This window comes from Emticicia oligotrophica DSM 17448 (assembly GCF_000263195.1).
In the GTDB taxonomy this organism is placed as follows: domain Bacteria; phylum Bacteroidota; class Bacteroidia; order Cytophagales; family Spirosomataceae; genus Emticicia; species Emticicia oligotrophica.
On sequence record NC_018748.1, the window covers coordinates 3,198,391 to 3,224,590 of the forward strand.

12 protein-coding genes are annotated in these 26,200 nt (G+C 33.4%); 6 read left to right on the forward strand and 6 right to left on the reverse strand.

What is annotated here, in order from left to right; translation table 11 throughout:
* Positions 1 to 151: 151 nt before the first annotated feature.
* The 5 genes from EMTOL_RS13355 to EMTOL_RS13375 form a co-directional block, all read right to left on the reverse strand.
* Positions 152 to 502 (reverse strand): DUF3127 domain-containing protein, encoded by a 351-nt coding sequence (locus tag EMTOL_RS13355; protein ID WP_015029827.1) that lies wholly within the window; start codon positions 500 to 502, stop codon positions 152 to 154.
* A gap of 77 nt (positions 503 to 579) precedes the next feature.
* Positions 580 to 2,787, reverse strand: coding sequence for a DUF3987 domain-containing protein (locus tag EMTOL_RS13360; protein WP_015029828.1), 2,208 nt, complete (start codon positions 2,785 to 2,787; stop codon positions 580 to 582).
* Positions 2,777 to 3,127, reverse strand: a complete 351-nt coding sequence (locus tag EMTOL_RS13365; RefSeq protein WP_015029829.1) for a helix-turn-helix domain-containing protein — start codon at positions 3,125 to 3,127, stop codon at positions 2,777 to 2,779. Before EMTOL_RS13365 ends, EMTOL_RS13360 begins: the two co-directional genes overlap by 11 nt.
* A 324-nt stretch (positions 3,128 to 3,451) precedes the next feature.
* Positions 3,452 to 4,690 (reverse strand): tyrosine-type recombinase/integrase, encoded by a 1,239-nt coding sequence (locus tag EMTOL_RS13370; protein WP_015029830.1) that lies wholly within the window; start codon positions 4,688 to 4,690, stop codon positions 3,452 to 3,454.
* Positions 4,691 to 5,175: 485 nt separating this feature from the next.
* Positions 5,176 to 6,345 (reverse strand): sensor histidine kinase, encoded by a 1,170-nt coding sequence (locus EMTOL_RS13375; RefSeq protein ID WP_305953239.1) that lies wholly within the window; start codon positions 6,343 to 6,345, stop codon positions 5,176 to 5,178.
* A 532-nt stretch (positions 6,346 to 6,877) separates the two neighbouring features.
* Between EMTOL_RS13375 and EMTOL_RS13380 the strand changes: the two genes are divergently transcribed.
* Complete coding sequence (locus tag EMTOL_RS13380; RefSeq protein WP_015029832.1) at positions 6,878 to 7,600, forward strand: LytTR family transcriptional regulator DNA-binding domain-containing protein; 723 nt, start codon at positions 6,878 to 6,880, stop codon at positions 7,598 to 7,600.
* Here the strand turns inward: EMTOL_RS13380 and EMTOL_RS13385 are convergent.
* Complete coding sequence (locus tag EMTOL_RS13385) at positions 7,575 to 8,261, reverse strand: LytR/AlgR family response regulator transcription factor (protein WP_305953240.1); 687 nt, start codon at positions 8,259 to 8,261, stop codon at positions 7,575 to 7,577. The genes EMTOL_RS13380 and EMTOL_RS13385 overlap by 26 nt on opposite strands.
* 475 nt (positions 8,262 to 8,736) lie before the next feature.
* Here EMTOL_RS13385 and EMTOL_RS13390 point away from each other — a divergent pair, with 475 nt between their 5' ends.
* The 5 genes from EMTOL_RS13390 to EMTOL_RS13410 all read left to right on the forward strand — a co-directional run bounded on the left by EMTOL_RS13390 (position 8,737) and on the right by EMTOL_RS13410 (position 26,122).
* Positions 8,737 to 9,072 (forward strand): LytR/AlgR family response regulator transcription factor, encoded by a 336-nt coding sequence (locus tag EMTOL_RS13390; RefSeq protein WP_052315388.1) that lies wholly within the window; start codon positions 8,737 to 8,739, stop codon positions 9,070 to 9,072.
* 630 nt (positions 9,073 to 9,702) lie between these two features.
* Positions 9,703 to 11,631 carry an ATP-binding protein gene (locus EMTOL_RS13395; protein ID WP_015029835.1) on the forward strand — a complete coding sequence of 643 codons (1,929 nt, stop codon included), beginning with the start codon at positions 9,703 to 9,705 and terminating at the stop codon, positions 11,629 to 11,631.
* A gap of 1,608 nt (positions 11,632 to 13,239) precedes the next feature.
* Positions 13,240 to 18,789, forward strand: coding sequence for a beta strand repeat-containing protein (locus tag EMTOL_RS13400; RefSeq protein ID WP_015029837.1), 5,550 nt, complete (start codon positions 13,240 to 13,242; stop codon positions 18,787 to 18,789).
* 1,145 nt (positions 18,790 to 19,934) lie between these two features.
* On the forward strand, positions 19,935 to 20,114 hold the full coding sequence (locus EMTOL_RS13405) for a hypothetical protein (RefSeq protein WP_015029838.1): 180 nt from the start codon (positions 19,935 to 19,937) through the stop codon (positions 20,112 to 20,114).
* A 77-nt stretch (positions 20,115 to 20,191) separates the two neighbouring features.
* On the forward strand, positions 20,192 to 26,122 hold the full coding sequence (locus tag EMTOL_RS13410; protein ID WP_015029839.1) for a DUF8202 domain-containing protein: 5,931 nt from the start codon (positions 20,192 to 20,194) through the stop codon (positions 26,120 to 26,122).
* The last annotated feature ends 78 nt before the right edge of the window (positions 26,123 to 26,200 follow it).

Sequence of the window (26,200 nt, forward strand, 5' to 3'; positions counted from 1 at the left end):
AGAAAAAGCCCCAACCATTTGACTGATTGGGGTAATTTTCATTTGCTTTGGCGTAGCTAAAGTAAATCCAGCGAAGCATAATTTAGTTTAGAATCTTTATAAAATAATAAAACCCTCACTATGTCTTGGCACCGTGAGGGTTTTGTTTGGTTTAGAAAGGTGGCTCGTCGCCTTCTGTAGGAGTTGTGTTGGTTGGTTGCTCTTTGACAGGTTCAGCAGTTGCCTTTTTCAATAGTCTGAGGTCATGCAGTTTGAGGTTGTTGAACCATCTACCAGTTCCCTCAAATTTTCTCGCTCCTAAATAGCAGCCAATTTCAACCTCATTACCTACTGCAAGGTTTGGATTTTTGATTTTGTCATTCCATACCTCTACAACTACATTGGTGGGAAACTTGCCCTCCATACTAAGCAAAAACTCCATTTTGCTACTTTTCTCCCCTGATTTGTAATCAATTGACCTTTCAGGGAATAGGTCAGTGATTTTTCCTGTTAATGTTACCATTTTTTATGGTATTTAAAATGAATAAAAATATAAATAAATTGCAGTTTGCAAAATTGCAAGTCTGCAAATCTGCAATTTCACAGATTGAGTTTTTGGTATTTACCAAACCCTATTTTTTTGAGGGTCTTACCCTCTTCACTTTTAAGCAAGTCATCAACGGTTCTTTCAGAAAGTTGAAATTTATCTTTTATAGCAATAGCTTGGCTTCTGATAAACTCATTAGGTAAATTCTGAATGAAAGCATTTTTGCTTGCTTTTTGACCTATGCCATTTTTGGGTAATTGATTGAAAATCAACAAACTATGCTCAAACAAAACTCTAATGAGTGAAGTGGCAATATCAAAGTCTTTATCTGAACACGTTTGTAAATTTCTAATATCTTTATTTTCAAATTTTCTTAATGCTGTCAGAATCATACACATTCTAAAGGTCATTAAGCCCATGCGATAGACAATACTTGCTGCATTATCTCCATGATAAGTTGCTTTTGTCAATAACTCTTTGAAAAGTTCATCAAATTCTGCCCATTGCTCATTAGATAATAAAATTTCTGTTGGACTGGATTCCAAATATTTAACTAAATCATACACTTGATTAGATAATTTACTGAAATAAGCATCATAATTTTGATTATTTACCTTTGGTGCAGGACTTTGCCATATCAAATCAGTTTGAAAAGCATAAAACAGAAACCTGCTAAATAATCCATCTTCGACACTATGGATTAGGCTATTTAGTTGTGAAGGTGTTCCTGTTAGAATAGTGGAAATCTTAGGTTCTTTCACTTCAATAAACTCATCACCTGCTTTCCGTGCCATTGAATAACTTTCATGGTGAAAAGCACCTCTAAGCAAAGGAGAGAAGCCTCCCCACTCTTGCTTATTGGCTTGACTCATGATGTCTGTTTCAGTTTCACAGATGATACCATTGCCCTTGTTGTAATTCAAAAGTTGCAATAACCTTGTATTTGAAGTATTTGCTGGTATTAAAATAGCTTTGAGAAAACAGGGCTTAGGCTTACTTGGCAGTATTCCTGAGCCACTTCGAAGTTGATTTTCATATTTGGCTAAATCAATCTCATATTGTGTTTTTTTCTGTTTACTATCTTGGAAAACAGCATCATGATATGTTTCTGCAAGTTTTTTTGCATACTTCATTGTACCTTTACCACTTGCAGGCGGTGCAATTACCATAGTGAAAAGGTTAGTAAAAACTTTTTCATTTTTGTAGAGTCCTGTCACATTTGGAAGGCATCCACTTAATACACCGATAGCACTAAGAAGGAATACATCTTTTGCTCGTGGTTCTTCAAATACACTACATCCATCTTTCAAGATTTGTGGCAGTTGCTCAAAAATATCATTTGAGAATGCTGGGGTTTCCTTCAATGAATTAGGGGTGTTGCTTTCAGTGGTATCACTTTCAAGCTCTTCATTTTGTAAATTACAAAGTTGCAAACTTGCAAATTCTGCAAACTTGCCAAATTCATGAGATTTTGAATAAGCACTGTGAAAACAGGTTTTTACTTCCTCCTTACCTAAATCAAAGTTCAGCAAAGCGTAGTTTAAGGCTTCTGATTGCTCGATGCCTTTTCTGTTGCAGTTGGATGCAAATAGGTGTAAAAAGTTGTTTCGATTACCTTTATAATACCCCTCTTTTTGTTCTGTAAAGCCCTTGATTTCATCTAATAAACTACCTTCAACATGGTTTTGAATAGTCCTAAGAGGTTTTTCAGATTGCTTTTGCTCATTAGTATCAACCTTAAAAATCGTGCTGGCATCATTATAAAAAGCATTAGTATCATGACTAAAAAAGCATAGTCTTGCAAGGTCTTTACATTTAGCATCAGCTTGAATACCTAACTCTTTTTCAAAGTATTTTTGAACCTGTTGATACGCTTTTGAGTGATTATCTTGGTCTGTATCCACCTCCACAAAAACCTTTAAACCATTGCCACTTGGACTTACAAAACAAGCCTTAGTAAATTGATTGGTAATTGCTAACTCATAAGCAATATCTAACAAATCAGCTTCGATTTTATCAAAATCAAGGTGGATAATCTTACTGTAAACTTGGAGGTTTTCAGTGTGCCGTTGATTAGTAAAAGTGCCACATGGAGTAAATGCAGGTAGTTTTTTCTTCAATTCCTCTTGTACTTCTTCATTAGCAGCTCTGAGGGCATCAATCGAGGTTTTATACTCATTCGATTTAATAATCTCAATAACCTGTTTGAGACTTAATTCATCAATTAGGTTAGTGAAGTTTCTAAAAATACTATGCAGCATTTATCCTCCTTTTTCTATAATTTGCTACTAAGTTTGATGCTGTCTCTTTTTTACCTTTTGCCAAATAGTCTTCTAAATCTTGTTCTGTGAACAAAACTTTTTTAGATACTTTAATGAATCTGATTGCACGCTTTGATGTTAGCCCATAAAGTGTTTGTGGGGCTATTTTTAGATACTCGGCAGCTTCTTTTATACCAAAATATTTTGATTTTGGAGTTTGAGTGCTGGCTATTGAGTGGCTTTTGAGCATTTCTGAAAACTGGTCAGAAATAGCCTCTGTAATTGATTTTGATAGATTTTGGACGAATTGTTCTATCGAATTTTGGATTTGTTTATCCATTGTTTTTATAATTAATTTAAACAATGAACCAAAGTTAATCTATGTAAAAATCCATAACTAATGACAAGGTAATGATTTGAAGGCATTTGGTAACCTTATGCTATCTTTTAAGATATAATGTTTTGATTATCAGTGTTTTGTATTTTGATTTTATTTAACTTGATAATTTTTAAAGAGTGGGTTTCGTCAGCAGTCCAGATTAACTTAAATAATATTTTCTTTACTGAAATAGTAAAATGTAATGAGAATGAATGAAAAAAGTCTAAAAATGAATCATTTTTATTAATGAATCAGTTTTTAGACTTGTATTATCTTAATTTCAATCTAATTGAATTGGGTCAGAAGGTTCGCATATTGCTTTTTAGTTTCATCTTCAAAGCTATCAAGATAAGATTGAGTAGTGATAAGGTTACTATGTCCTAATGCTTCTGAAATAAATACCGTTGAAATACCTTTTCTTTTTAGTACAGTTGCAAATGAGTGTCTTGCAGAGTAGAAAAGGGGCATTTTTTCAAAACCAAGTTTCAATCCTATCTTCTTCATGTAGGTATTAATCAACTTGTTTGTATATTGAATTAACTCTCTTTCTCTTTTTGGAGTAACCTTTGGTTCAAGGATTGGCAATAAATAATCATCAGGATTATTACTTCTATTCTTCCACTTATCAATAATTTCTTTGGCTTTATCTGATAATATAATTGTTATGGCACTTTGATTTGATTTTGTTGAAAGTTGAGTTTTGGCTCTAATGAATGTAATTTTATCAGATTCAAGATTTTTAATTTTGAGTCTTGCTAAGTCTTTTAGATTAATTCCTTGGCATAAATATGATAAGCACCACAAATCTTTTGCTTTATCTTCTGATGTTCCAGTGATAGTTTCATAATTAACAATCTTCTCAATCTCAGATAGTGTTAAGGCTTTCTTGATGTTTCTGCTGGCTGGTATTTGAAATTTGTTTTTCTTGAATGGATATAGCTCTTTTGCAATTATCCCATTTTCAATAGCTTGATTATATATTGTTCTGAGACTTCTTAAATAGATACCAATAGTGGTAGATGAGTTTCCTTCATTTAACATTGATTTTTCATAATCATTTAAGAATTTTGGTGTAATATCTTCAAATGTCAATTTTTTCTTAAACTTCTTTAATGAATTTGATGCACAGGTGTAAGAATCAGCAGTAGAAACCCTGCTTTGGCTTTTTAATGCAGAAATATAGTTTTCAAAATTTTTGTAAACATCTTTTGATTTTACCTGCTCTTCTGGGTTGACAAAAAAAGTGTCTTTAAATTTATCAAAAGTGAATTCATTAATTTTACTTCCAACTTCTTCTGCTTTTTGTTTAATGGCTTCACAGTTAAGTCTTACATCTTTCAACCATTCATCTCTTAGCTTTGAAGAAAATAGTTTTTCAAATTGTTCTTTTGACAAGTCTATCCCAATACTATAAGTTCTATTTTGCCTATTGAAAATGACCCTCAACTTCAAAGGGTATTTGCCTTCAATATTAGCTTTTCTTGTGTCTTGAATTATTGCAAAGGTAGGTTTAAGGATTCCCATGTAGAAGATTATTATTTAAATAGTTGCACAACATTTTGCACAACAAATTTAATAATAATTGATATATTTGCAAAACAATCCATAAAATTAAGTGTGGTATTATGTTGATTATAAGTGAGTTGCATAAAAATTGATAAATATGTATAAGTGTATAGCAACTGACTCATAATCAGTAGGTGCCTGGTTCGATCCCAGGTGGGCCCACAGAAAAAAAGCCTGATAATCAAGTGATTGTCAGGCTTTTTTGTATTTACTATACCGACTGTTAAATTTAAAAGATTTTTGAGCTTTTGATTTTTTCTTAATTGAAAGACACCTAATAAAAATATAACTCAAGCCTAAAAGGCTTGAGTTATATGGTCGTTGGAATATGTACCAACTATAAACAAACTCTATAAAATCATACTGAACTATTCAAATGTTCAGATTGCTTAATGATAAACCAAATTTAATGCGTTTGAAAGTAAAACAGATGAATAATGGTTTTATACTGCTTTAGATGGTGATGAAGTGCTTTTAGTATGATTGGGAAGCTTAATTGAAACGGTTGTTCCTACCCCAATTTGGCTATTTATTTCAAAAGAACCCTTATGATTCTCTATCATTTCTTTGCAAAGAGAAATGCCTAGACCAGTACCTTTCTCACCATTAGTCCCATTATTAAGTTTGGGTTTTAAGAATATGTGTGTTAAATCTTCTTGTTGAATGCCTATGCCGTTATCTTCAATAGTAACTAAAGTATCATCTACTTGTTGAAGTGCACTTATTACAATTTGACCATTATTTTGTGTAAATTTAATAGCATTGTTTAATAGGTTACGGATCGTAATTTTTATTTGTTGTTCATCTCCCCAAATACTTAAATCGTTCGTGAAATTAGTTGACAATTTTATATTTTTTTGGATGAGAGCTTCTTTGTATAGTAATAATGTTTCATTGATTAGATTACTAAATAGAATATTTTGATAATTAGGTTTGGTATTTTTGATTTGTGAAAAAGAGTAGATTAATAAATTATCTAACAATAAGTGCATACTATTAACATTTTCACTGAGTCTTTGTGAAAGGGTTTTAAATTTCTCTTTACTGATATTATTACTTTCAAATAGTTGAAGTAAACCTTTTAGTGAAATGATAGGTCCTCGTAGATCATGTGCGATAATACTAAATAATTGGTTCTTAACATTATTTGAAATTTTTAGCTCGGCTGCTTGTTGCTCAATAATATCTTTCTTACTTTGTAGCTGGTTGTTAAAATCAGCTAATGTTTCGTAATCTCTTTTATAATAGAATACTGCGATAAGTGCAACTACAACCATAGAGATAACAACCGTTAGATCATCAAAGACTTCTGAAAGTTCCATTGGAATAAAGTTATAACGTATAACTTTGAAAATAAAGAGTAATGATAAGTTTGATATAATACCAATGTTCCTAGAAATTGTATTATCAAATAGTCCACATAAAGCAATAATCGGTATAAAAGCATTCTCTAAATTCCCTCTGATAACCTGACTTTGCAAATTATTATAAACCATTCCAGATAAAATACAAATTGCAGGAAAGTAGATAAAGTGAGTTGCTAATTTTACATAACTTTTTTTTAAAAAGTAAAAAGTGGGTAAACAGCAAAAGATTAAATATATTATATTCAATTTAGGGTGCCCAATTTTATCTCTGAAGCTAATGTATGTGTAGATGATATTAATAATCGTAAATACGAATAAAGTTACCCTTAAAAACATAATTTGCCTTTTTAAAAAAGAGCTATTACTAAGGTTAGAATAGTTAATCATATGTATAAAAGTTAGTAAAGTATAAGGCAATATTAAGACAAGTTTTCTAAGAATTCACTAATAAACTACGTAATTTATCACCCAGCCACGTTGTTTGAATACTTTTGCGTTTATGTATGAATAAAGTTTGTATATAATTGCATATCAAAATCAATAACAATTTACGAATCTTTAATGAGTTATTCAGCGAATGTTTTTTCTAACTAATTCATTTCGAATTAACTACTAGAAAATCAAGATTTTTTGAAATTGTTATTTATTAATACTGATACTTGGCGTATTGACAATGCACTTTGTAATTATTAAGTGCATTGTCAACCGTAAAGGGTTTATTGCTAGCTATGTTGGCAATAGTATTACTCATTCATAAGTATTTTAAATAGTTTACAGAATGATGGAAAGTGTAAGACCTATTCTTAATAATAAAATTCATATTCAGGTAATTTTTAAGAAAAATCAAAAATGGTACCTTCATTCAGATGTATCATCTTGGGTAATTATTGATGAAGATACTGTTAATGAATTGTTAAATAGATATGAACAATTAGTGTTCATTAATCTGAATACTATTATCAATATTGATTATGTGAATGGCATAAATTACATAGATATAGCTAAGGAATGTATCTTAATTAATGGGCAGATGCATATTATTTCAAAGCGATATATGCCTTTGTTGAAGCACGTATTAAAAGAAAAATACCCAAATCTATTCTCATCAATCCAACTCCATACAAAAGAATCATATTTGAGGAGAGTCAATAGCAAAAGAAAAGTACATACTCAACATATAAAATATTTGCTGAGAAAGGGCAGTAGAACCATCATCTTTTACGATGATGGAACAAGTGATTATTTTTACGAAACACTAAAATATTTTTATGAATATGTACTAGAGCATAATGACTTTATAAAGGTCAAAAGAGATTGTATTGTTAATATCAGATTTATAAATAATTGTAAAATTGATACTAAAACAAAAACAGGGGAGATACTTGTAGACTCAGAAGTAATTTCTATTTCTAGAAGGAATCTACAAGTATTTAAGAGATTTATGCAAAACCAAATGCATAAAAAAGACAATACGTTTACCTTTGCTCCAAGAATTGATTAAGTTCTTTGCGATAATGCCTTCCCAAAGGAATATGGTTATCACCCACCATCACTATATTATTGCTTAATTCAATTCTATTAATATATTGTTTATTAATTAAAAAAGCTTTGTGGACTCTTAAAAATCTTGAATCTAAATTTTCTATTAAGGACCTAAGAGATTTTTTACGAGCATACTTTTTGTTTGACTTTGTGTGAATAAAGCAGTAATTCCCATTTGCTTCTATCCATTCAATTTCATTAAAATTGATTTTCTTTACTTGTTGCTGGCTGCCTCTAACTGTTATAAAACTTTCATCTTGAGGTTGAGCAATTGGATATTTGCTAATGAGTAAGTCTAGTGCTGCTAATAATGAAAACTTATGGAATGGTTTTACAATGTAAGTGCTTTTGGAGACTTTAGTGGATAAATTGAAAATTTCCTCATCTAAATGACTGCTCATAAAAATAGTGAGAAAATCGTTATTAGCATTTTCAAAAAGATACGGAAAGACGGTTGAGTCTTGGATACGAATATCACTAATAACTATGTCAGGTTTGAAGCCTTCGATAATTGCTTGGGCTTTGTTTATGGTATTGGCAGTGCCAATAAGTTCGTATTGAGAATCTTCAATAATAGATTCTACAAAAAGTGACCAAACTGGGTCATCTTCAATAATCATAACTTTTACACTCATAGAACATTAATTTAAGTATTTTCGCATTAAAAATAGTTTTTTATACAATATACATCACTTGCGAGAAAAAAAATACAACAATTGGTGATAATCAGCATGAAATGGTTATAAAATGAAATATATTCCTTGTTTAATTACTAAGTGGTATTTGTACTACCACTAAAAGTAACTTTTAGGTGATAATTGAAATTAATTTTGAATTATTTAAAAGGCTACTTGTTATTAAGTGGCATTGTAATAATAAATGTCACAATAAGTGGTGACATAATACATAAAATGGTGATATAATGCATTTTCTTGCCTTTTGCTTATAATCCCTTTAATCTGAATAAATCCTTTCCAATAACCTAAGAAGTCATGTATGATTAATGGCTTTTGTCACTTTCACTTTGTTACTCATCTACTTTTAAGTGACTTTTTCTTTCAAATTTGTCTTAATAGATTTAAAACGATTGATAATATGGATTCATTACTAAGCTCCTTTTTTCAAAAAGAAAAACTAAATTTAGATAATATTGTGTGTCTGCAAGGCCATGTAAATTATACAAAAATTTATTTGCTAGATAGAAGACCCATAATGGTTGCCAAAACGTTGAAATATTTTGAAAGAACATTCGTTGGTACCCAATTGAATCGTTTTTATAGACCCAATAAAACTTTTATTATTAACCTAGACCAAGTTCAAAGTGTAGAGGAAATTAATAATGTCGTTCTTGTTGAATTGACTAATAATATCAGACTTCCAATATCACGAAGAAAAAAGAAAGATTTTATTAAGTTAAGAGATATTAACTAATCTAAATTATAATTATTTATGTAAATAATTGTAATAAACAACCTCTATCTTACGAATAGGCATGGATTTATTTGTATTTTTAATCTTTAATACGAGCCGATTTATTTTTTAATTGGATTTACTTTGGGGTAAAAAACTTCAGAATTGAATAAATTTTTTAGACTTTGAAAATACTTATGACAAGAATTTAGTAAAAGTATAATTGTACAATACAATATTTTAGGTTAATAAAAAATAACAGTTAAAGTAGAGAAACATAATCAAAATTACATCAAAAAAAGGCTATAATTTTATTTGACTAATAATTTTCGATTTTATGCTGTCTGTAAATTAAATAGCAATAATGAAAGTATTTCATGCCATTTTCTAAAAATATGTAAGATGACAAAAATACAATGACCCTACAAATATGGTTGGTGACGCTGAATAATGAATTTAAATAGCAATTTATATTTAAAACCTCAATATTTGTTAGATATTGGTAAAAGGAAATGGTACTTTTATTTCAGTGTTTCTTCTTAAGTTTAGTAATCTACCTTTGCTTATTAATAGTCATTTACAAAAAATTATATTTCATTGACATTATTTATTGAAATTTTGAATCTTAATGTCTATATTTTACTTAATGCTATGAAAAAACAATTACTTCTTCTATTAATCTTTTTCGCAAATTTAGCATCTGCACAACATAAGCCTTACATGCAATTTCGAGATTATCATGTTTTGTCAAATTTAGATAGCCTCCAGCAGGTACTTAATTCGCAATTCGATAAAGCATCTAATGAATATCTAAATACTTTGATAGAATTGGAAATGAGTAGAAGATACTATTCTAATGATTTTGGTAAAGATTTAGATAGAATAAAGAAATGTGCTTTATTAAATAAAAATAGGAACGCACTTGCAATGTGCCATTTCTTGTTTGCTGCAAAATTGGTTTTTGATGATACTGAACAGTCCTCTAAAAATGCTTTAGAAGCTTTGAAGTTCTTTACACAACAAAAAGATACCTCAGGAATAATAAATTGTAATTTTTTATTGATTTCCTTATCAAATGAGTATCCTTCCTATTACTATGAAAGAAACAATAAGAAGAGCTATCTATTTAAAGAAGTATTTAATTATTTTGAACAAACCAGTAATGTTTGTGATAAGTTGATAATAATAACCATTTGTTTGAATTATGGACACAATTTCGGATTAACCGTCAAGGAACAATTAGAATTATATCAAAAAAGTTTAAAGCTTTTCAAAAATAATCCTCAATATAATTATCTACGTTCAAGAATTTATTATTCACTTGCCAATGTCTATTACAGAACGAAGGATAAGCATGGTAATTATAAGAAAAAGATACAATGGTGTTATTTAAAATCGTACGAGACTTTAGCTTCAAAGTATACTAGAGGTGCTGTTTCTGCTTTATCAAATTTGAGTGAAAGTTTTACATATACCAGAGAGTTTAAAAAAAGTGAAAATTATTTAAAACAAGCTATCGCTTTATACAAAGAATTAAAAATTAGTACACCTTATTTCCCATTTATGTTATATAACCAACTTTCAAATATCCAATATGAATTAAAAGACTATAAAAATGCTTATGAAACAAGGTTGATTGTTGAAGAAGTACAGAACAGAATCAATCAAAATTTGAAGACTAGAGAGTTAGAAGATTTATTGACAAAATATGAAACAGAGAAGAGAGATGCTGCTATTAAAAATTTAGAACTACAAAATCAGATAAGTGATGTACGATCACGGCAAAGTTATATAGTTATTATTTTAGCGTTTGTAATTATATTTATCATAAGTTTATTGCTATTCAGATTGAGTATAGTTAATAAAAACCTAAAAAAACTAACTAAAAGTCGAGATAAGCTCTTTACCATTATTTCTCATGATCTAAGAAGTCCACTTAGTTCGTACCAGCGTTATGCTGAGATTGTAAGTTATTTGGTGAGAAAAAAGCAATTCGAACGCTTGAGTACAGTACTCACACAAATAGATGAAATAGGACTACATTTAGCGGCTATGTTGAATAATTTATTAGAGTGGGGTATTGTACAACAGAAACAAATTAGACTAAATGTTTCTACAGTCAATTCAAGTGAATTTGTGAGCAATCTACTACCAATTTACCGACACATGGCATCGTTAAAAGAAATAAAAATTATTGAAGAAATAGAAGAATGTGAAATAAGTATAGACCAGCACATCTTAGGTTTAATAGTTAGGAATTTGCTTGATAATGCAATCAAATATAGTGGAATAGGTGGTAAAATCTTACTTAATGGTTTTAGGCAAGGGGATTCATTTGTATTAGTGTTTAGTAATTATTGTGAAGGCATGACCGAACTTCAACAAACGAAAATAGCCTCATTGTTTAATGACGATTATGATTTTGAATTTGGAGAAGATGGTTTGGGTGTTGGTCTTTTATTGATTAAGGAATTTGTTAAGAAAAAGGTTGCCAATATAAGGTTTACTTACGATATAGATAATTATGTAATCTTTAAAGTTGTAATACCTAATGCATTTCCGGCTAGTAGATTTAATTAAATCGATTGCTTTGTCACCTTTGCCTGCATTTTGTCACCTTATGTATTGATGATATGAGGTAATATTGTTCGAAAGTGTTTTACTTTGCTTCTGTAATTTAGTATTACAAAAACTTTCATAATTTTTATGAAAGTTTCACTCAATAGTAATTGAACATGGAGATAAGCACTGCTCCTGCTCTCTGTGCTTGCTTATCTCCAATGTTTTTTAGTACTCCAAATATAATTTTTTCAATAATTCTCCAAAATGTTAGTTTACGTTACATATATTAGGCATTCATTTTGAATATTCTTCTTTCGTTTCTAATGTTATAAGTTTACACACAAATAAGCAAGATATGAATTATAGATGAATTCTATGAATTTATTAAAAAAAAACAACATATTATTACTTAAGATTATTTGCAAGAATTTTGTGAGTTAATAGACTTAAAGCTTCTTTGCTTTTGGTGTTTTATCAATAATAATATTGGTAATCTTGTTTTTGTGGTTGAATCATTCATCTTCAAAATGTCTTATCAAGCTAGAGGCTGAACATGGGACTATTCCAAAATTCGTAGTGTTTGTACAGATTTAATACTTTATCTTTATTTATATTTTTTTATTTTACCAAATTAAAAAATCCCTTCAATCATAATATTTAGTAATATTTGTTTTAGAATATACACTTTATAACCATTGAGTGTATTTTATAACCCCCGCGTGGCAGTTTATAAAAGTTTGGATAAAAATTGGCTTAATAAAAACAATAAAGATCTTTACATAACTCCTTGTGTAGAGATTCACTCAATAGTAATTAAACACAGGGATAAACACAGTATAAGAGGCTTGTTTATCCTAAGTGTTTCAAACATCTTCATTTTTTTTGGCACACTTATTGCCAAGCCGTTTTTTTTTAGCCGACTTTTTTAAGTCGGCCTGTATTTATTTTTTATAACCTTCACCTGTAGTTTGTCACCAATGTATTAAGTCTATTCGTAGTCATGGTCTCAAAGTGGATATTGATTTAAGAAATTGCCTAAAACATTTAATTCTTAATTCTGAAATTTTCTTTTGAATTGAATAAAATGTAGGTTTTATGTTACTACCAATGTTTTTATTAATTGGTTGTTGGCATAGTAGTTATAAATAGCAATGATTAAATTAAAGAAAAATGAGAGATTTATTTATAATGACTCAGGTCTGTGAGATACTATATTATTCTAATTATCAAAGATATTTATTAATAAACCGCCTTTGGGGCAAGTACAATTTAAAATATCAATATCTTCATTTATACAATTCAATCAGGGTATTATTTAGCATCAAAGAGAATAATTTTTTCGAAAGAATTAATAAAAGACAGCCTATTAAATGGTTTTTTGTAGACTTCGAAGATTCTTCCTAATGAAATGATTGTAATAAGTCAATTACAAAACTAATACTAAACTAGCCATAGAGAATTTAATTGTCATTTCCTTTTACTCATCTACAAAGAAGGGTATTCCCATAATTCTCAAAAGTATCATATCGCATTTTTAATAGTATCTGGGATAGATATCAATGATACTTATTTTTCTCGTGGTCAATTTCGCAAATTAAAATAATCATAAACCAAAATAGTAAAAAAATGAAACAACAATTTACAAGCAACAAGGTTCGAAAGTTCCATGTTGGGATGCTCCTTGTTCTAATTGGATGTCTGACAACCATGAAGCTACAAGCTCAGAGCCCCGGCGGGATTTCCTCCGGTCTTGCTGGTTGGTGGAAGGCCAATCAAGGTGCTACAACAACGACATGGGCTGACGCAAGTGGAAAGGGTAGAAATGCAAAGCAGGGTAGTGGATTTACTGGAGTGACAATTAATCCAAACATTGCTAATTATAACCCTGCTTATGTTATGGGTTCAAATACAGTATGGTATTATGACCCTAAACCTATTTACCCTCAAGGAGTAGGTTATAATAAAATGACTGTTTTCGGGGTTGGACTTACCCCAGCAGGTAAACGTACTACTTTTTGGGGAGAGGTTGGGGGATCATGTAGTCGCTCACTTTTAATGAAAAATGATAATGACTACATTTATTTTGATGCACCATATTCACACCAAATTTCTAAACAAAATACTATTTCAAATAGGACCCAAATATTGCTTGGGAAGAGAGATGATAAATTAGGATGGCTTTATCAAGATGGACTTCAAGTAGCTAGTGCAACTAACTTTAATAATCTTGCATGTTACTCGGGTACAAATGAAACATCGTACTATAATCGCTTATTTGCCTCTTGGGATAATTATCACTCTACTGATGGTAATATATCAGAGATAATTGTTTATACAACCGCGTTAACAGATGCACAAATGGCACAAGTACAAAGTTACTTAGCTATTAAATATGGTATTACTTTGGATGCTTCTGTTGGAGACTATTTAGCATCTGATGGATCAGTAATTTATGCACGTGGAGGCAGTTTATTCCCATATACAACTTATATTAATAATATTGCAGGTGTTGGGCGTGATGATGGTTCAGGATTAGAACAACGCCAGTCAACATCAAATATTGTAGGAATTCCTCAATTGATAATTTCAAATGACGAATTAGGTGTTTCTACTTCCAATAGTAATAACAACGGAAACTTTTCAGCTGATTTAAGTTTTTTAGTATGGGGCGATGATGGCGGGGCAATGGCTCAACAATCAAATGATGTACCTGCCTTATACAGCGGTTCAAAAAGATTGTCACGAGAATGGATGGCACAAAGTGTAAACCATGGGTCTGATGCTGTTACACTACAAATTGATTTGAACAGTGCATTAGATGCAGGTGTGAATGCAAGTCGATTAAAACTAATGATTGATACTGACGGTAATGGAAACTTTACAGATGGTGATATTGTGTATGTAGATTGTTCATCTTTGTCTGGCGGGATTGCTACTTTTAATAACGTACAGTTCCCAGATGGAGTAACCACCTTTACTATTTTGACGAGTGCATTAAAAGGTGGCTTAACTTTAGGAGATTGTTCAACTTCAACGGTTGTTTCTTCGGCGAGTAGTGCGGCAGGTATTAAAAAATTATATGCAAATAATACTAATCAAACTGCCTTTTTGAAAGTACCCATCAAAACAAATTTAACTGGACCCATTACAGTTAAAATCTCAGGAGACCCTACAATAACATTGAACGGTACAAGTCCTTACCAAACAACACTTATTACTAATCAAAACTTTATTTATATACCTATTAAATATAATGGTACTGGTACCGCTTCAACGAGAAGTATAATTATTGAAACTCCTAATAGTGGTAGCGATATCACGAGCCTTACAACTGCTACCTGTAACGCCCCAGTTCCTATAAACTTGCCACCATCAACATTTACACTAAACTGTACTGGTGCAATTTTTTCACCAGCAAACTATACTCAAAATACAAGTAAAAAAGGTTTTATTCGTGTTAATTTAGGCAGTGCAACTGCGGGGACAGATACACTCAAAATAAGTTCTTCACCAGTAGGCTTTTCAATAGACCCAGCGGCCTCAGGCTATGTTTCAGGTGTGCCAGGGCAGTCGGTTGTGATAACAGCAGGCCAAACCTCGATTGACATTCCAATTGAATTTACTGGTACAACATCAGGCTTACATACAATTACGATAAGTGATACACACGGGGCTTCTTGTACTACAACTAATACGGTTCTAGCACCCAAAGCAGTATATAATTTTGGAGATTGTAGTACAGCAACTATTACTCCTGGAACAACAGATTCACCTTTAAAAGCTGATGGTACAAACCAAATTACATCTATGGTAATACCTATAACTGTTACGACTCCAGGGTTAGATACTTTACAGTTAACAGGGACCGGTTTTACCCCTACTTCTTATCCAGTTAATTTGACAGCAGGCCAAACATCAATTACAATTCCATTAACTTTCAATGGATCAAATGCTGATGTACCTGCGGATCCATCTGACCCCACACCACAAGGTACTACACCAATAAATGTGGCCTCTCTGATTGCAGGAAATGCTTGTGATGTAACTGCATTTATTGAAGCCAAATCAGCAGTTGTTCAGTCAATGGATTGTGTTGGTGCTACCCAAAGTGGCTCATTTACAGCTAATGGCGTTACAGGTCAAATTGGATACATTATGATGCCCGTAACTGTAACAGAGGCAGGTTATATACACTTTACATTGAGTGGTGATAGCCGATTCAAAATGAGTCCAAGCCCTCAAACGGTTATAGCACCTGCTGGAACAAATATTTTGAAAATTAAAGTGATTTATAATGGTGCATCTCAAGCCGGAACAGCAAATGTCACATTGTCGGCAAAAGAGATTTTGGGGACTACTTGCCCAGTTACATTAACTATTGATAATACAGTAGGAGAGTTTACAATGAATTGTAATGGTAATGTATTAACAGTAACACCGGCAACTGGTAGTGATTTTTATAATGATGGTAGCAACCAAAATGGAACAATTGCTATACCAATTACTGTAACCAAAGCAGGTAATGTAACCTTTACATTGTCAGGTTCAACAAACATGAAAACGAATCCATCTCCATATTCTACTTCAGTTACAGTTGGACAAACTACTTTAAATATACCTGTAATCTATAATGGGGCAGGTGCTGCAGATGTTGTTCAGACAGTCCAGATTAATTCTGCAATGGCTTCTCAAGGTGCATGCTCGGCAAATTACACACCAATTGTTAGAGCTGGAACATTTAAGTGGGGTAATTGTTCAAATTCTACAGTTACTTATCCAACAACTTTGGGTGGGTTCCAAGCTAATAATACCACACAGACAGGATCAATGCAAATTCCAATTACCAATGCAACTGCAGGACCTGTATCATTAAGTTTAACTTCACCAGGTTTTACTACAAATCCAAATCCTTTTGTAGTTACACTAACCGCAGGACAGACGGTTATCAATGTGCCATTTACTTATGATGGAACTGGTCAATCTGGTGGACGAGTGCTTACGGCAACATCTACAAATGCAACAAACAATTCAACCGCACCTTGTTCTCCTCAAGTAAATATTGTATCAGACCAAGGTATAATAACATTTGGTAATTGTTCTGCTGCTACCTCTACTGGTTACTTAGTTGCAAATACTACACCTTTGCAAGAGGGAACCATCACATTGCCAATCACAGCCAGTAAATCAGGCCCTGTTACTTTTAATTTGACTGGCACTAACTTTGTAATGAAAGAAAATCCTTTTGTTAGAGATGTTGTAGCTGGGGTTACTACAAGTGTTACTATTCCATTTTATTATGATGGATTAGGGGCTGCCAGTTTTCGTACTTTAACAGTAACTTCTCCTACTAATAATGGTTCAAGTTCATGTTTGCCAACAATAAAAGTTTGGTCTGCTTATGCAAGTTATTCTTTAAGTTGTGGAAGTAGTGTTATAAGTGCAGTAGCAACATTGGGTAAATTCCAAGCAGGGGGGGGCGTCGGACAAACAGGAACCATAACAATCCCAATAAATGTTACTCAAAATGGATCTGCTTCATTTTATGTGGTTGGTTCAGGCTTTAATTCAAATCCTGTGCCTTTTATTACAGATTTAACAGTGGGTCAAACTTCAGTTTCAATTCCAGTTGTATATGATGGTTCTGGTGTAGGGCGTACTCAGCAGTTGGCTGTAACGCAAAGCCCAGGTTCTCAGTCTTGTACAAATATTACGGCTAATGTTGTGGGGGTAACAACTCCTATTGTTGTATCAAATCCCAACCCAATAGTAGCAGGGCAGCAAACTACCTTTACGATGACAGGTTGTGATTCTCCAGGAATAATTTCTTGGTATAACAATGGTGTGTTGATATCTGGTGCTACAAATAGTACATTAGTAGTAATTCCTGCGGTAGGTGATAGCTATACAGCTATATGTACAGTAAATGGAGTGCCAAGTTCGCCATCTACGCCAGTAACTGTACCACCTCTTGCACCAACGGTCACAACAAGCCCTAATCCAGTAGTTGCTAATCAACAAACTACGTTTACATCAACAGGTTGTAATGCCCCAGGAGTAGTTTCGTGGTATAGAAATGGCGTTCTTATATCGGGAGCAACAAACAGCCAATATGTAGTAATTCCTTCTGCAGGTGAAAGTTATACCTCGGTATGTACTGTTAATGGTGTCTCAAGTGCTCAATCAACTCCAGTTATTGTACCGCAAGAAGGGCCAGTAATTACAACAAATCCTAATCCAATAGTGGCTGGACAACCTACAACATTTACAGCAACAGGATGTGCAGGAACTGTCTCGTGGTATAAAAATGGCGTACTTATTTCTGGAGCTAATCTTTCAACTTATGGGCCTGTTACCGTACAATCAGGTGAAAGTTATACATCAGTATGTACAGTAAATGGAGTACCAAGCTCACCATCTACTCCAGTGATTATACCAAGTGCAACAAGTAGTTCGCTAAGTATGAAAGTATTCCTACAAGGACCTTTGTCAGGAACAAGCATGACAACTATTTTAAGCACACCACCACAACAACAACCTGGGGCTCAAATTCTGCTTCCAACTAGTGATCCTTACGGTAAAGGGGCAATTGCAACTAACACTACCTTAGTAACGGATTGGGTTTTAGTAGAGTTGAGAAACGGAACAAATGGTTCTAATATAGTTGAAAGTGTAGCGGCACTTTTATCAAGTGATGGCACTATACGAAACCCAGATGGCACAACACCATTGAAGTTTGTCACAACATCAGGTAATTATTATGTTGCAGTACGTCATCGTAATCACTTGGGTGTTATGACTCAAAGTCCAGTAGCTATAAGTTCAACAGCTCAAAGTATTGATTTTACATCTCCAAGTACACCTACGTTTGGTACAAATGCACAAAAAGTTGTAGGCTCAGTGATGGCAATGTGGGCTGGTAATGCAACAGGTATTAATAGTGCTAGCCCAGATAAGGTTTCTTATACAGGTTTAGGGTCTGATTTGTCTGCATTAAAAAATGTAATCGGATCAAATCTGACACAATCTATAAGTGGATATTTAAATGCTGATTTGAACTTAGACGGCAGAGTAAATTATACAGGATTGGGAACAGATTTATCAGTGCTCAAAGGAGTACTAAATCAAGTTCCGGGTAATGTGTTGGGTTTAACTTATACTTTAACCCAAACTTTTTGATCTTAATGAAAGTATGAGTCATCTCTACTTTTCAAAAGACACCAATTAAGTTTTATATATTTTACTCAAACATTATGTTTAGTTCCGTAAGAACGCACCACATATTTCTAAATATGGCGTTTTTACGGAACTTTAATAGCACATTTAGATTTTTCACTAAGCCACGAATTTTTCATTTCCAACACAATTAACATTATTCTGTATTTTATCGATTATTATAAGCATTTCATTACCATAATCTGTGGTTTTAAATCTGTTTTATCAAAATGGACTAAAAATAGCTAGCTCTAGTTTTTTATCAATATCTGTTTATTTTATAACCATAGTATGTAGTTTGTAACCATAATTTGATGTAGTTATTCTGAGTGGCTTAAAAATGGCTTTTTAAATAATATAAAACTTTTCACATTACAAAGTATGTAATGGTGAGATCTAGAGTAATCATACATGTGGGCAAATACAGAAATTTGAGTTTATTTCGCCCCATGTTTCTAAAATTTTTCTCATGTTTTTTGGCACATTTATTGATAGGAGGGGATGGCTTTTTTACAAACAGGCGTGCATAAATAAATTGCTTTTTGTAACCATGACTTGTTGTTCGCCACCAGCATAGGTGTCCATTTAGTAATTATGGCTTCAAAATGGCACTAATAATTGAATAAACTAGAATTATTATAAAACGTTAAATTTTAAGGATTGTACAATATAAACATTTAGAAAATAGAATTTTATTAATTCTTATAATCCAATCTGATTGATACCATTTTTAATGTCTATGATTGAGTTATTAAGTAAAATAAGATTGAACAAAATATACCAAAAGTAAAAAATAAACCTTAAAGTAAAATGAAAAATTTATTCGCTAAGACCACTCTCTATAGCTTTTCTTTGCTATCGGATTGGAGGAAGAATGACAGGAAATTAACACAATTCATTGATTCAAAATACAGAATCATTCCACCCAAAAATCTTCTTCAAAAACTATGTTTAGGTTGATACGTTAATCCTATCATACCTGTTTTGGAGTAGTCCTCCAATTTTAATCCTATATACAAATTAAACCGTATTGAAAATACGGTGCTGAAATGTCTTTGCCTTATGGGTAATCAAATATTGGTTTTAGACATTTATACAAACATAAAAAAATGAAACATTATTTATTGACGATGATATTTTTCCTCGCAGAGAAATTTGGTTTAAATGTAAAATTATTTCTTTCAGAAGACCGAGTAATAATGAATCAGGCTATGGTTCTAATTCCAAGGAAGATAATTTATACACTGAAAATTAAATTATTAAATGTGATTGAATGGGATTCGGGCTAATTAGCAAATAAATATCACGGTAGTTCCTCAATTATTGAAGGGGCATTTTTTATTTCTTTATTTAATAATTAACATTTATGTATAACAAAGATACATTTTTAAAGCTTATACGAAAAAAGTTGCTTTTAACATTGGCTGTTTTTTTGGTATTTGTACTAAATGGCTGGGCACAAGGTGGCCCAGCTGGCGTAAGCTCAACTAATTTGGCATTTTGGTCAAAAGTAGATGACGGTACTGCCTTATCAGGTACTGTAACTCAATGGAAGGATAATTCCCCAAAACCTAACCCAATTGAAGTAGGAGGCACAGCAGGCACTGTAACTAAATTTGCCCCAAATGCAGCTCATAATTTTCAGCCATATTTTTCTAATTTTAGTGATATTAGTTACTTCTATGATGTAGCCTCATCAATAAATCCAAATACAAATACTGGAACCAGAGATGGATTAAATACATCCTATACTACATTTGCTGCTGTCACTCCATTTGTAAGTGCAACAAATGGGGGGCTTTTTGGTTTAGATGATGAAACTACACTTGGGGCTGAGCCTGGTTTTTTTCTTGGGGGCTCTGTTAGTGAATTTGGTGGAAATTATAATGTGCGTTTTTTTTGTTTTTCATGTGGTGCAACAAATAGAGGTACTTCGGCAAAAATTAAGAAAGAAGGAACCGTGCTTTCTTGGACATTGGATCATACTTTAAATGATTTGAAAATAGGACTCAATGGTTTAAGCCAACAATTTACCGTTCCTGATATTGGATTAGTTGGAAATAAATTTGTAATCGGGAGAAATAGTTATGGAGCTTGGAGTGGAGCAGCAAAAGCTGATATCCAAGAAATTATTTGGTTTAACAGAACCTTAAGTACAACCGAGGTACAAAGAGTTGAATCATATTTAGCAACAAAATATGGAGCAACACTTACAGCACATAATTATATAAACTCTGCTGGTCAAAGCTATTGGACTTTAGGAGGAGATTATGATAATGCCATATTTGGTATTACACGAGATTCTGAGGCAGGGTTAAACGTAAAACAGTCAACCAGTACAGCTGTTACTGGTGCCAACTTACTGACGGTTGGAATTGATAATACAATAAGCACGAGTAACGCGGCACATACTGGGTTAATAGATGCTGACAAAGGTGCTTTAATGTTTGGCTGGAATGCCCAAACTGGTTTATCTCCTTTGCCAGCAACTGGCTCTGGTTGTACACTTTCTGATCCTAATTTGGCAATTACCAATGCTATTTGGAAGGTAGTAGAGACTGGTACAGTTGAATCAACCAAATTAATGGCCGATATTGGTACAATTACTGGTGCATTTTTTAACCCTACCAAAGCGGTTTATATGCAAATTTGTGCTGATTCAACCTTTGATAATGCTGCAGATCCTACAACTAATCCTGTAATTAAAATTTTAATGGTGAAAGACCCTGTTACAGGAAAATACGTTACAAATTATAATTTTAATGGTACAGTCTATATTCGCTTTTTGGTAAGCACTGCTCCTTTGGGTACAGTGTGTACAGGAGATAAAAACTATTTATGGTATAATCAAGGTTGGAACACGAATGGAACAAGAACAAGAACTTCTACTATTGGTGATCAACAATTTGCCATTACAGTAACAGATCCAGGTAGTGTACTCTATTCACACTCTCCGGATGCTTTAAATTTTGGATATAATGGATTAGGAAAACATTTGTATTTAGAAAGAAATAATGAAGGTGCAAGTGTGGTAACTACCAATATTTTAATGCAAAAACCAGGTACAACTACGAGTTTACCGGCGAATGGAGCAACTTTTACCATTTATGATATAGACGAATGGTATGGGAGTGATGTGGTAAAAGTATATGGTAGCTTTAGTGGTACACCTGTTACACCAAAGATTGCCACCAATAATCCTACGGCTTTAAGTGTTTCAGGTAATACAATTACTGGTTTGAGATGGGTTGATGTTAGTTTGCAAAGTGCTGCATACATAACTTTTGACCAGCCAATTGATAGAATTTGGATTGAGTGGACTAAGACAAAAAGTGGTTATCAAGACATTCGTATTTCGGACTTTAAGATCAAATGTCAGGAACCAATCCCTCCTGTAGTTCATCCTGATAATGTTTATGTTTCAAAAGCAGTAGATGTAGATACATCAGAAGTAGATGCTCCTTTCAAATATACATTTAGAATTCAGAATGATAATTGTACAGCACAAACCATTAGTTTTTCTGATGTGCTTCCTCAAACAGCGGGCACGGTTTCATGGGTTGATGGCTCACTTTCAATGGTAGGCGTTACAGGAAGTAGTAATGCTTACGGTAATACATCAACTTTGTCATTTTCTACGTTGAATGTCCCTGTAGGTGTTTCTTACATTTATGCTAGTGCCAAGGGAACATCTCCTGGTAAAATAAATAATCAGGCGAGTTTTACCGTCACAACTGCAGGTAGTTTAGGAGGAACATACCAATCTTCTAATGCTTCGGCTTCGGGTGATACGACAGATGCTCCTACACAAACTTGGATTGTTAAGACCAAAGTAGATGCCAAGCTTACAGTGAAAAAGACCGTGGATATTTGGGATTTAGCACAAACTGGACCATCAGGATCTCCTGTAATGACGATTGATAGTACCCAACAAAATAAGAAAATTAGATATGAATATACTATAACTAACCCTAATACGGTAGCTATCTTAACTGATTTTACGGATAATCTTCCTACAACATCAGCAGGTAAGGCAACTTTTGTGGCTAGTTCAGTAAATAATCCATCTGGTACAGCCAATGCTTATGGGGGTACTACATCTTTACGTATTACGAATTTGAACATTCCTGCTTCAGGAACTGTAATTTTCAGAGCAGATGTAAATGTAGGAACCATTGCAGTTGGGGATACCGTAAAAAATATTGCACACGTACAAGTACAACCAAGCAATAGCTCATATTTAGCTTTAGATTACCCATCAAATGCTACAACAGCAAATCCGGGTGGGGTGCCTGTAAATACAAAAATTATTTTATGTACCCCAGTAGCTGCACCAACATTAGCTTCTACAAGTAGAAAAAATGTCTGTCCTGCACAAACAGTTGACTTAACAGCAGCACCTGCAATTGTATCAAGTACTTGTCCATCAGGATATACTTTAGAGTGGCATAGTGGTTCACCTGCTACACCAAGCAACCTCGTGACAGCAACAGCAGTTCCAGCGGGTACTTATTATGCGTTTTGTAAAGCAAGTGCCCAAACGTGTTATAGTTCGCCTTCTGCACCATTTATTGTGACAATAGATCCGCTGCCAGCAGGTCCAACAGCATCAATTACCGGTACAAAGGGAACATCAGGTGCACCATTGTGTGCAGGAGATTCGACTTCTTTATCAGCCACCTGTGCTTCTGGTCAAACACTCGCTTGGAAAAATGGTTCGCTTACAATTGGCTCAACTAATCCAATTTATGTAAAACCTAACGTTACGACTACATATACAGCAACATGTACAAATATTACAACGGGTTGTGTATCAGATACTGCGACAGCGGCATCAAAAATAAAAGTATTTGTAAATCTTGTGTCTGGTGCACCAGGTGCAGTAACAAACTCTACTAATGGAGCTACAATTTGTGCGGGCACGTCTGTTACACTTAATGCATCATGTACTAATTCTGGCGAGGTTCCAGCATGGTTTAATAAAGAAACAAATGCCTTAATTGTAACAGGTAATGGTGCAACTGTAAAACCAACAGTAACGACAACCTATACTGCAAAATGTTTCAATTCTGCAACGGGTTGTTATACCCCGACGACTTCAAGCGTTGATCAAACAGTTACAGTTTATCCAGTAGTTTCAGCTCCAACTGGAACCACAAGTTCAGTAAGTGGTACTACTGTTTGTGATGGGACGGTTGTCTCGCTAACAGCTTCTTGTGCAAATGGAAGTAATGTTGTATGGTACAATAGTAGTTCGGTACAAGTTGGAACGGGCTCTCCTTTAAATGTGACTGCGAGTAATTCAAGTAGTGTTACAGCGGTAAATACATATACAGCAACTTGTAAGAGTATTACAACAGGTCTTTGTGAGTCAAGCTTAGCTTCGGCTGGAACAACTTCTTTCAATGTTTATCCTAACATTGCTCCTGCAAGTAATGTCTCAACAACATCAGGCAATACGACCATTTGTTCAGGGACAGCAATTAATTTACAAGCAATTTGTTCTTCAGGTACAACAGTTGCTTGGTTTAATAAGAATAATGGTGCATTAATTACTACTGGCAGCCCACTACAGGTAATCCCTATGGAAACAACTACCTATACAGCAAGATGTCAGAGTACTTCAAATAGTTGTTACAGTTCAGCTCCAACAAGTTCAGATGTTACGATAACCGTTGTTAGCCAACCAAGTTCTCCAACGGGTGTATCTTCTTCTGGAGGGACAACAATTTGTCCAGGGGCAACTACAACAATCGCTGCTAATTGTGCATCAGGTACGGCAGTAAGTTGGTATATCAACAATGCTTTTGCAATAAGTGGCTCTCCAATATTAGTTCAACCTACAACAACAACAACATATGAAGCACGTTGTAAAAGTTCAACAGGCACATGTGAAAGTGTTTCAATAGTTAACTCAAATACAACAATCTCAATCATTGTTTCAGGACCACCTGAACCAGGTTTGGGGAATGTAACAGCCACAGCCACAACAATTTGTATGAATGGAAGTTCAACTATTAACGCAACTTGTCCAAGTGGTTATACTGTAAATTTGTATAAAGACAATGTATTTACAGGGATAAGCTCAACAACCAATATCTTATCACAATTAGTTTCACCAACTAGTACATCAGTTTACCAAGCAACTTGTGTTGCCCCAGTATCAGCGGGTGGTTGTCAGAGTGCACTTAGTACTGCTTCTTCGGTTACTGTTACAGTTCAAAACTGTGTAATAAATGGTAATTTTAATCCAACGAACTCAACACCTGGAGGCTCATCAACATCAGGTAATGCTTCAACGGAGATTACGCCAACAGGTGGTATAGGACCATATTCATACAGTAATGGAACAAATGATCCACAATGTATAGCACCAAATGGAGCTTTACCATTACCGGCAAGTAGTAACCTTGTTGTTCAAAGTAATGGAGCGTACTCATTCACAGCACCAACCACACCAGGAACATACTATTACTGTATAAAGGTTTGTGATTCATCGACACCAACTCCTGTTTGTAAGGTTGCGGTTTATACAACCACTGTTATAGCAACTAATGGTCTTTTGAATATGAAAGTATTCTTACAAGGTCCATTGTCAGGAACAAACATGACAACTATTTTAAGCACACCAAAACCACAACAACCTGGGGTTCCAATTCTTCTTCCAACAAGTGATCCTTATGGAAAAGGTGCAATTGCAACGAACACTACCTCAGTAACTGATTGGGTGTTAGTAGAATTGAGAAATGGAACAAATGGTTCTAATATAGTTGAGAGTGTTGCGGCTTTATTATCAAGTGATGGCACTATACGAAACCCAGATGGTACAACACCATTGAAGTTTTCCACAACATCAGGTAATTATTATGTTGCCGTACGTCACCGTAATCACTTGGGTGTTATGACTCAAAGTCCAGTAGCTTTAAGTTCAACAGCTCAAAGTATTGATTTTACATCTCCAAGCACGCTTGTATATACCCCAAGTGGTTCAAACCCACGAAAACAAATGCCTTCTGGAGTAATGGCCATGTGGGCGGGTAATGCAACAGGTATTTATAGTACAAACCCTGATAAAGTATCCTATACAGGTTTAGGATCGGATTTGTCGGCATTGAAAACTGAAATTGGTTCAGATTTATCTAAAATCGTTGATGGATATCTGAAAGGTGATTTGAACCTAGATGGAAAAGTTAATTATACAAGTTTGGGTACTGATTTATCACTACTAAAAAGTGTATTAAATGGTGTGCCAGGAAATACTTTGGGCTTAGCATATATTTTATCCCAAGTTTTTTAGATGAGTAATTTATTAGAGCATACCCAATAAAAGTATGCTCTAATTTAATTCTATACTGGTTTTAAGTCTAAAACATTT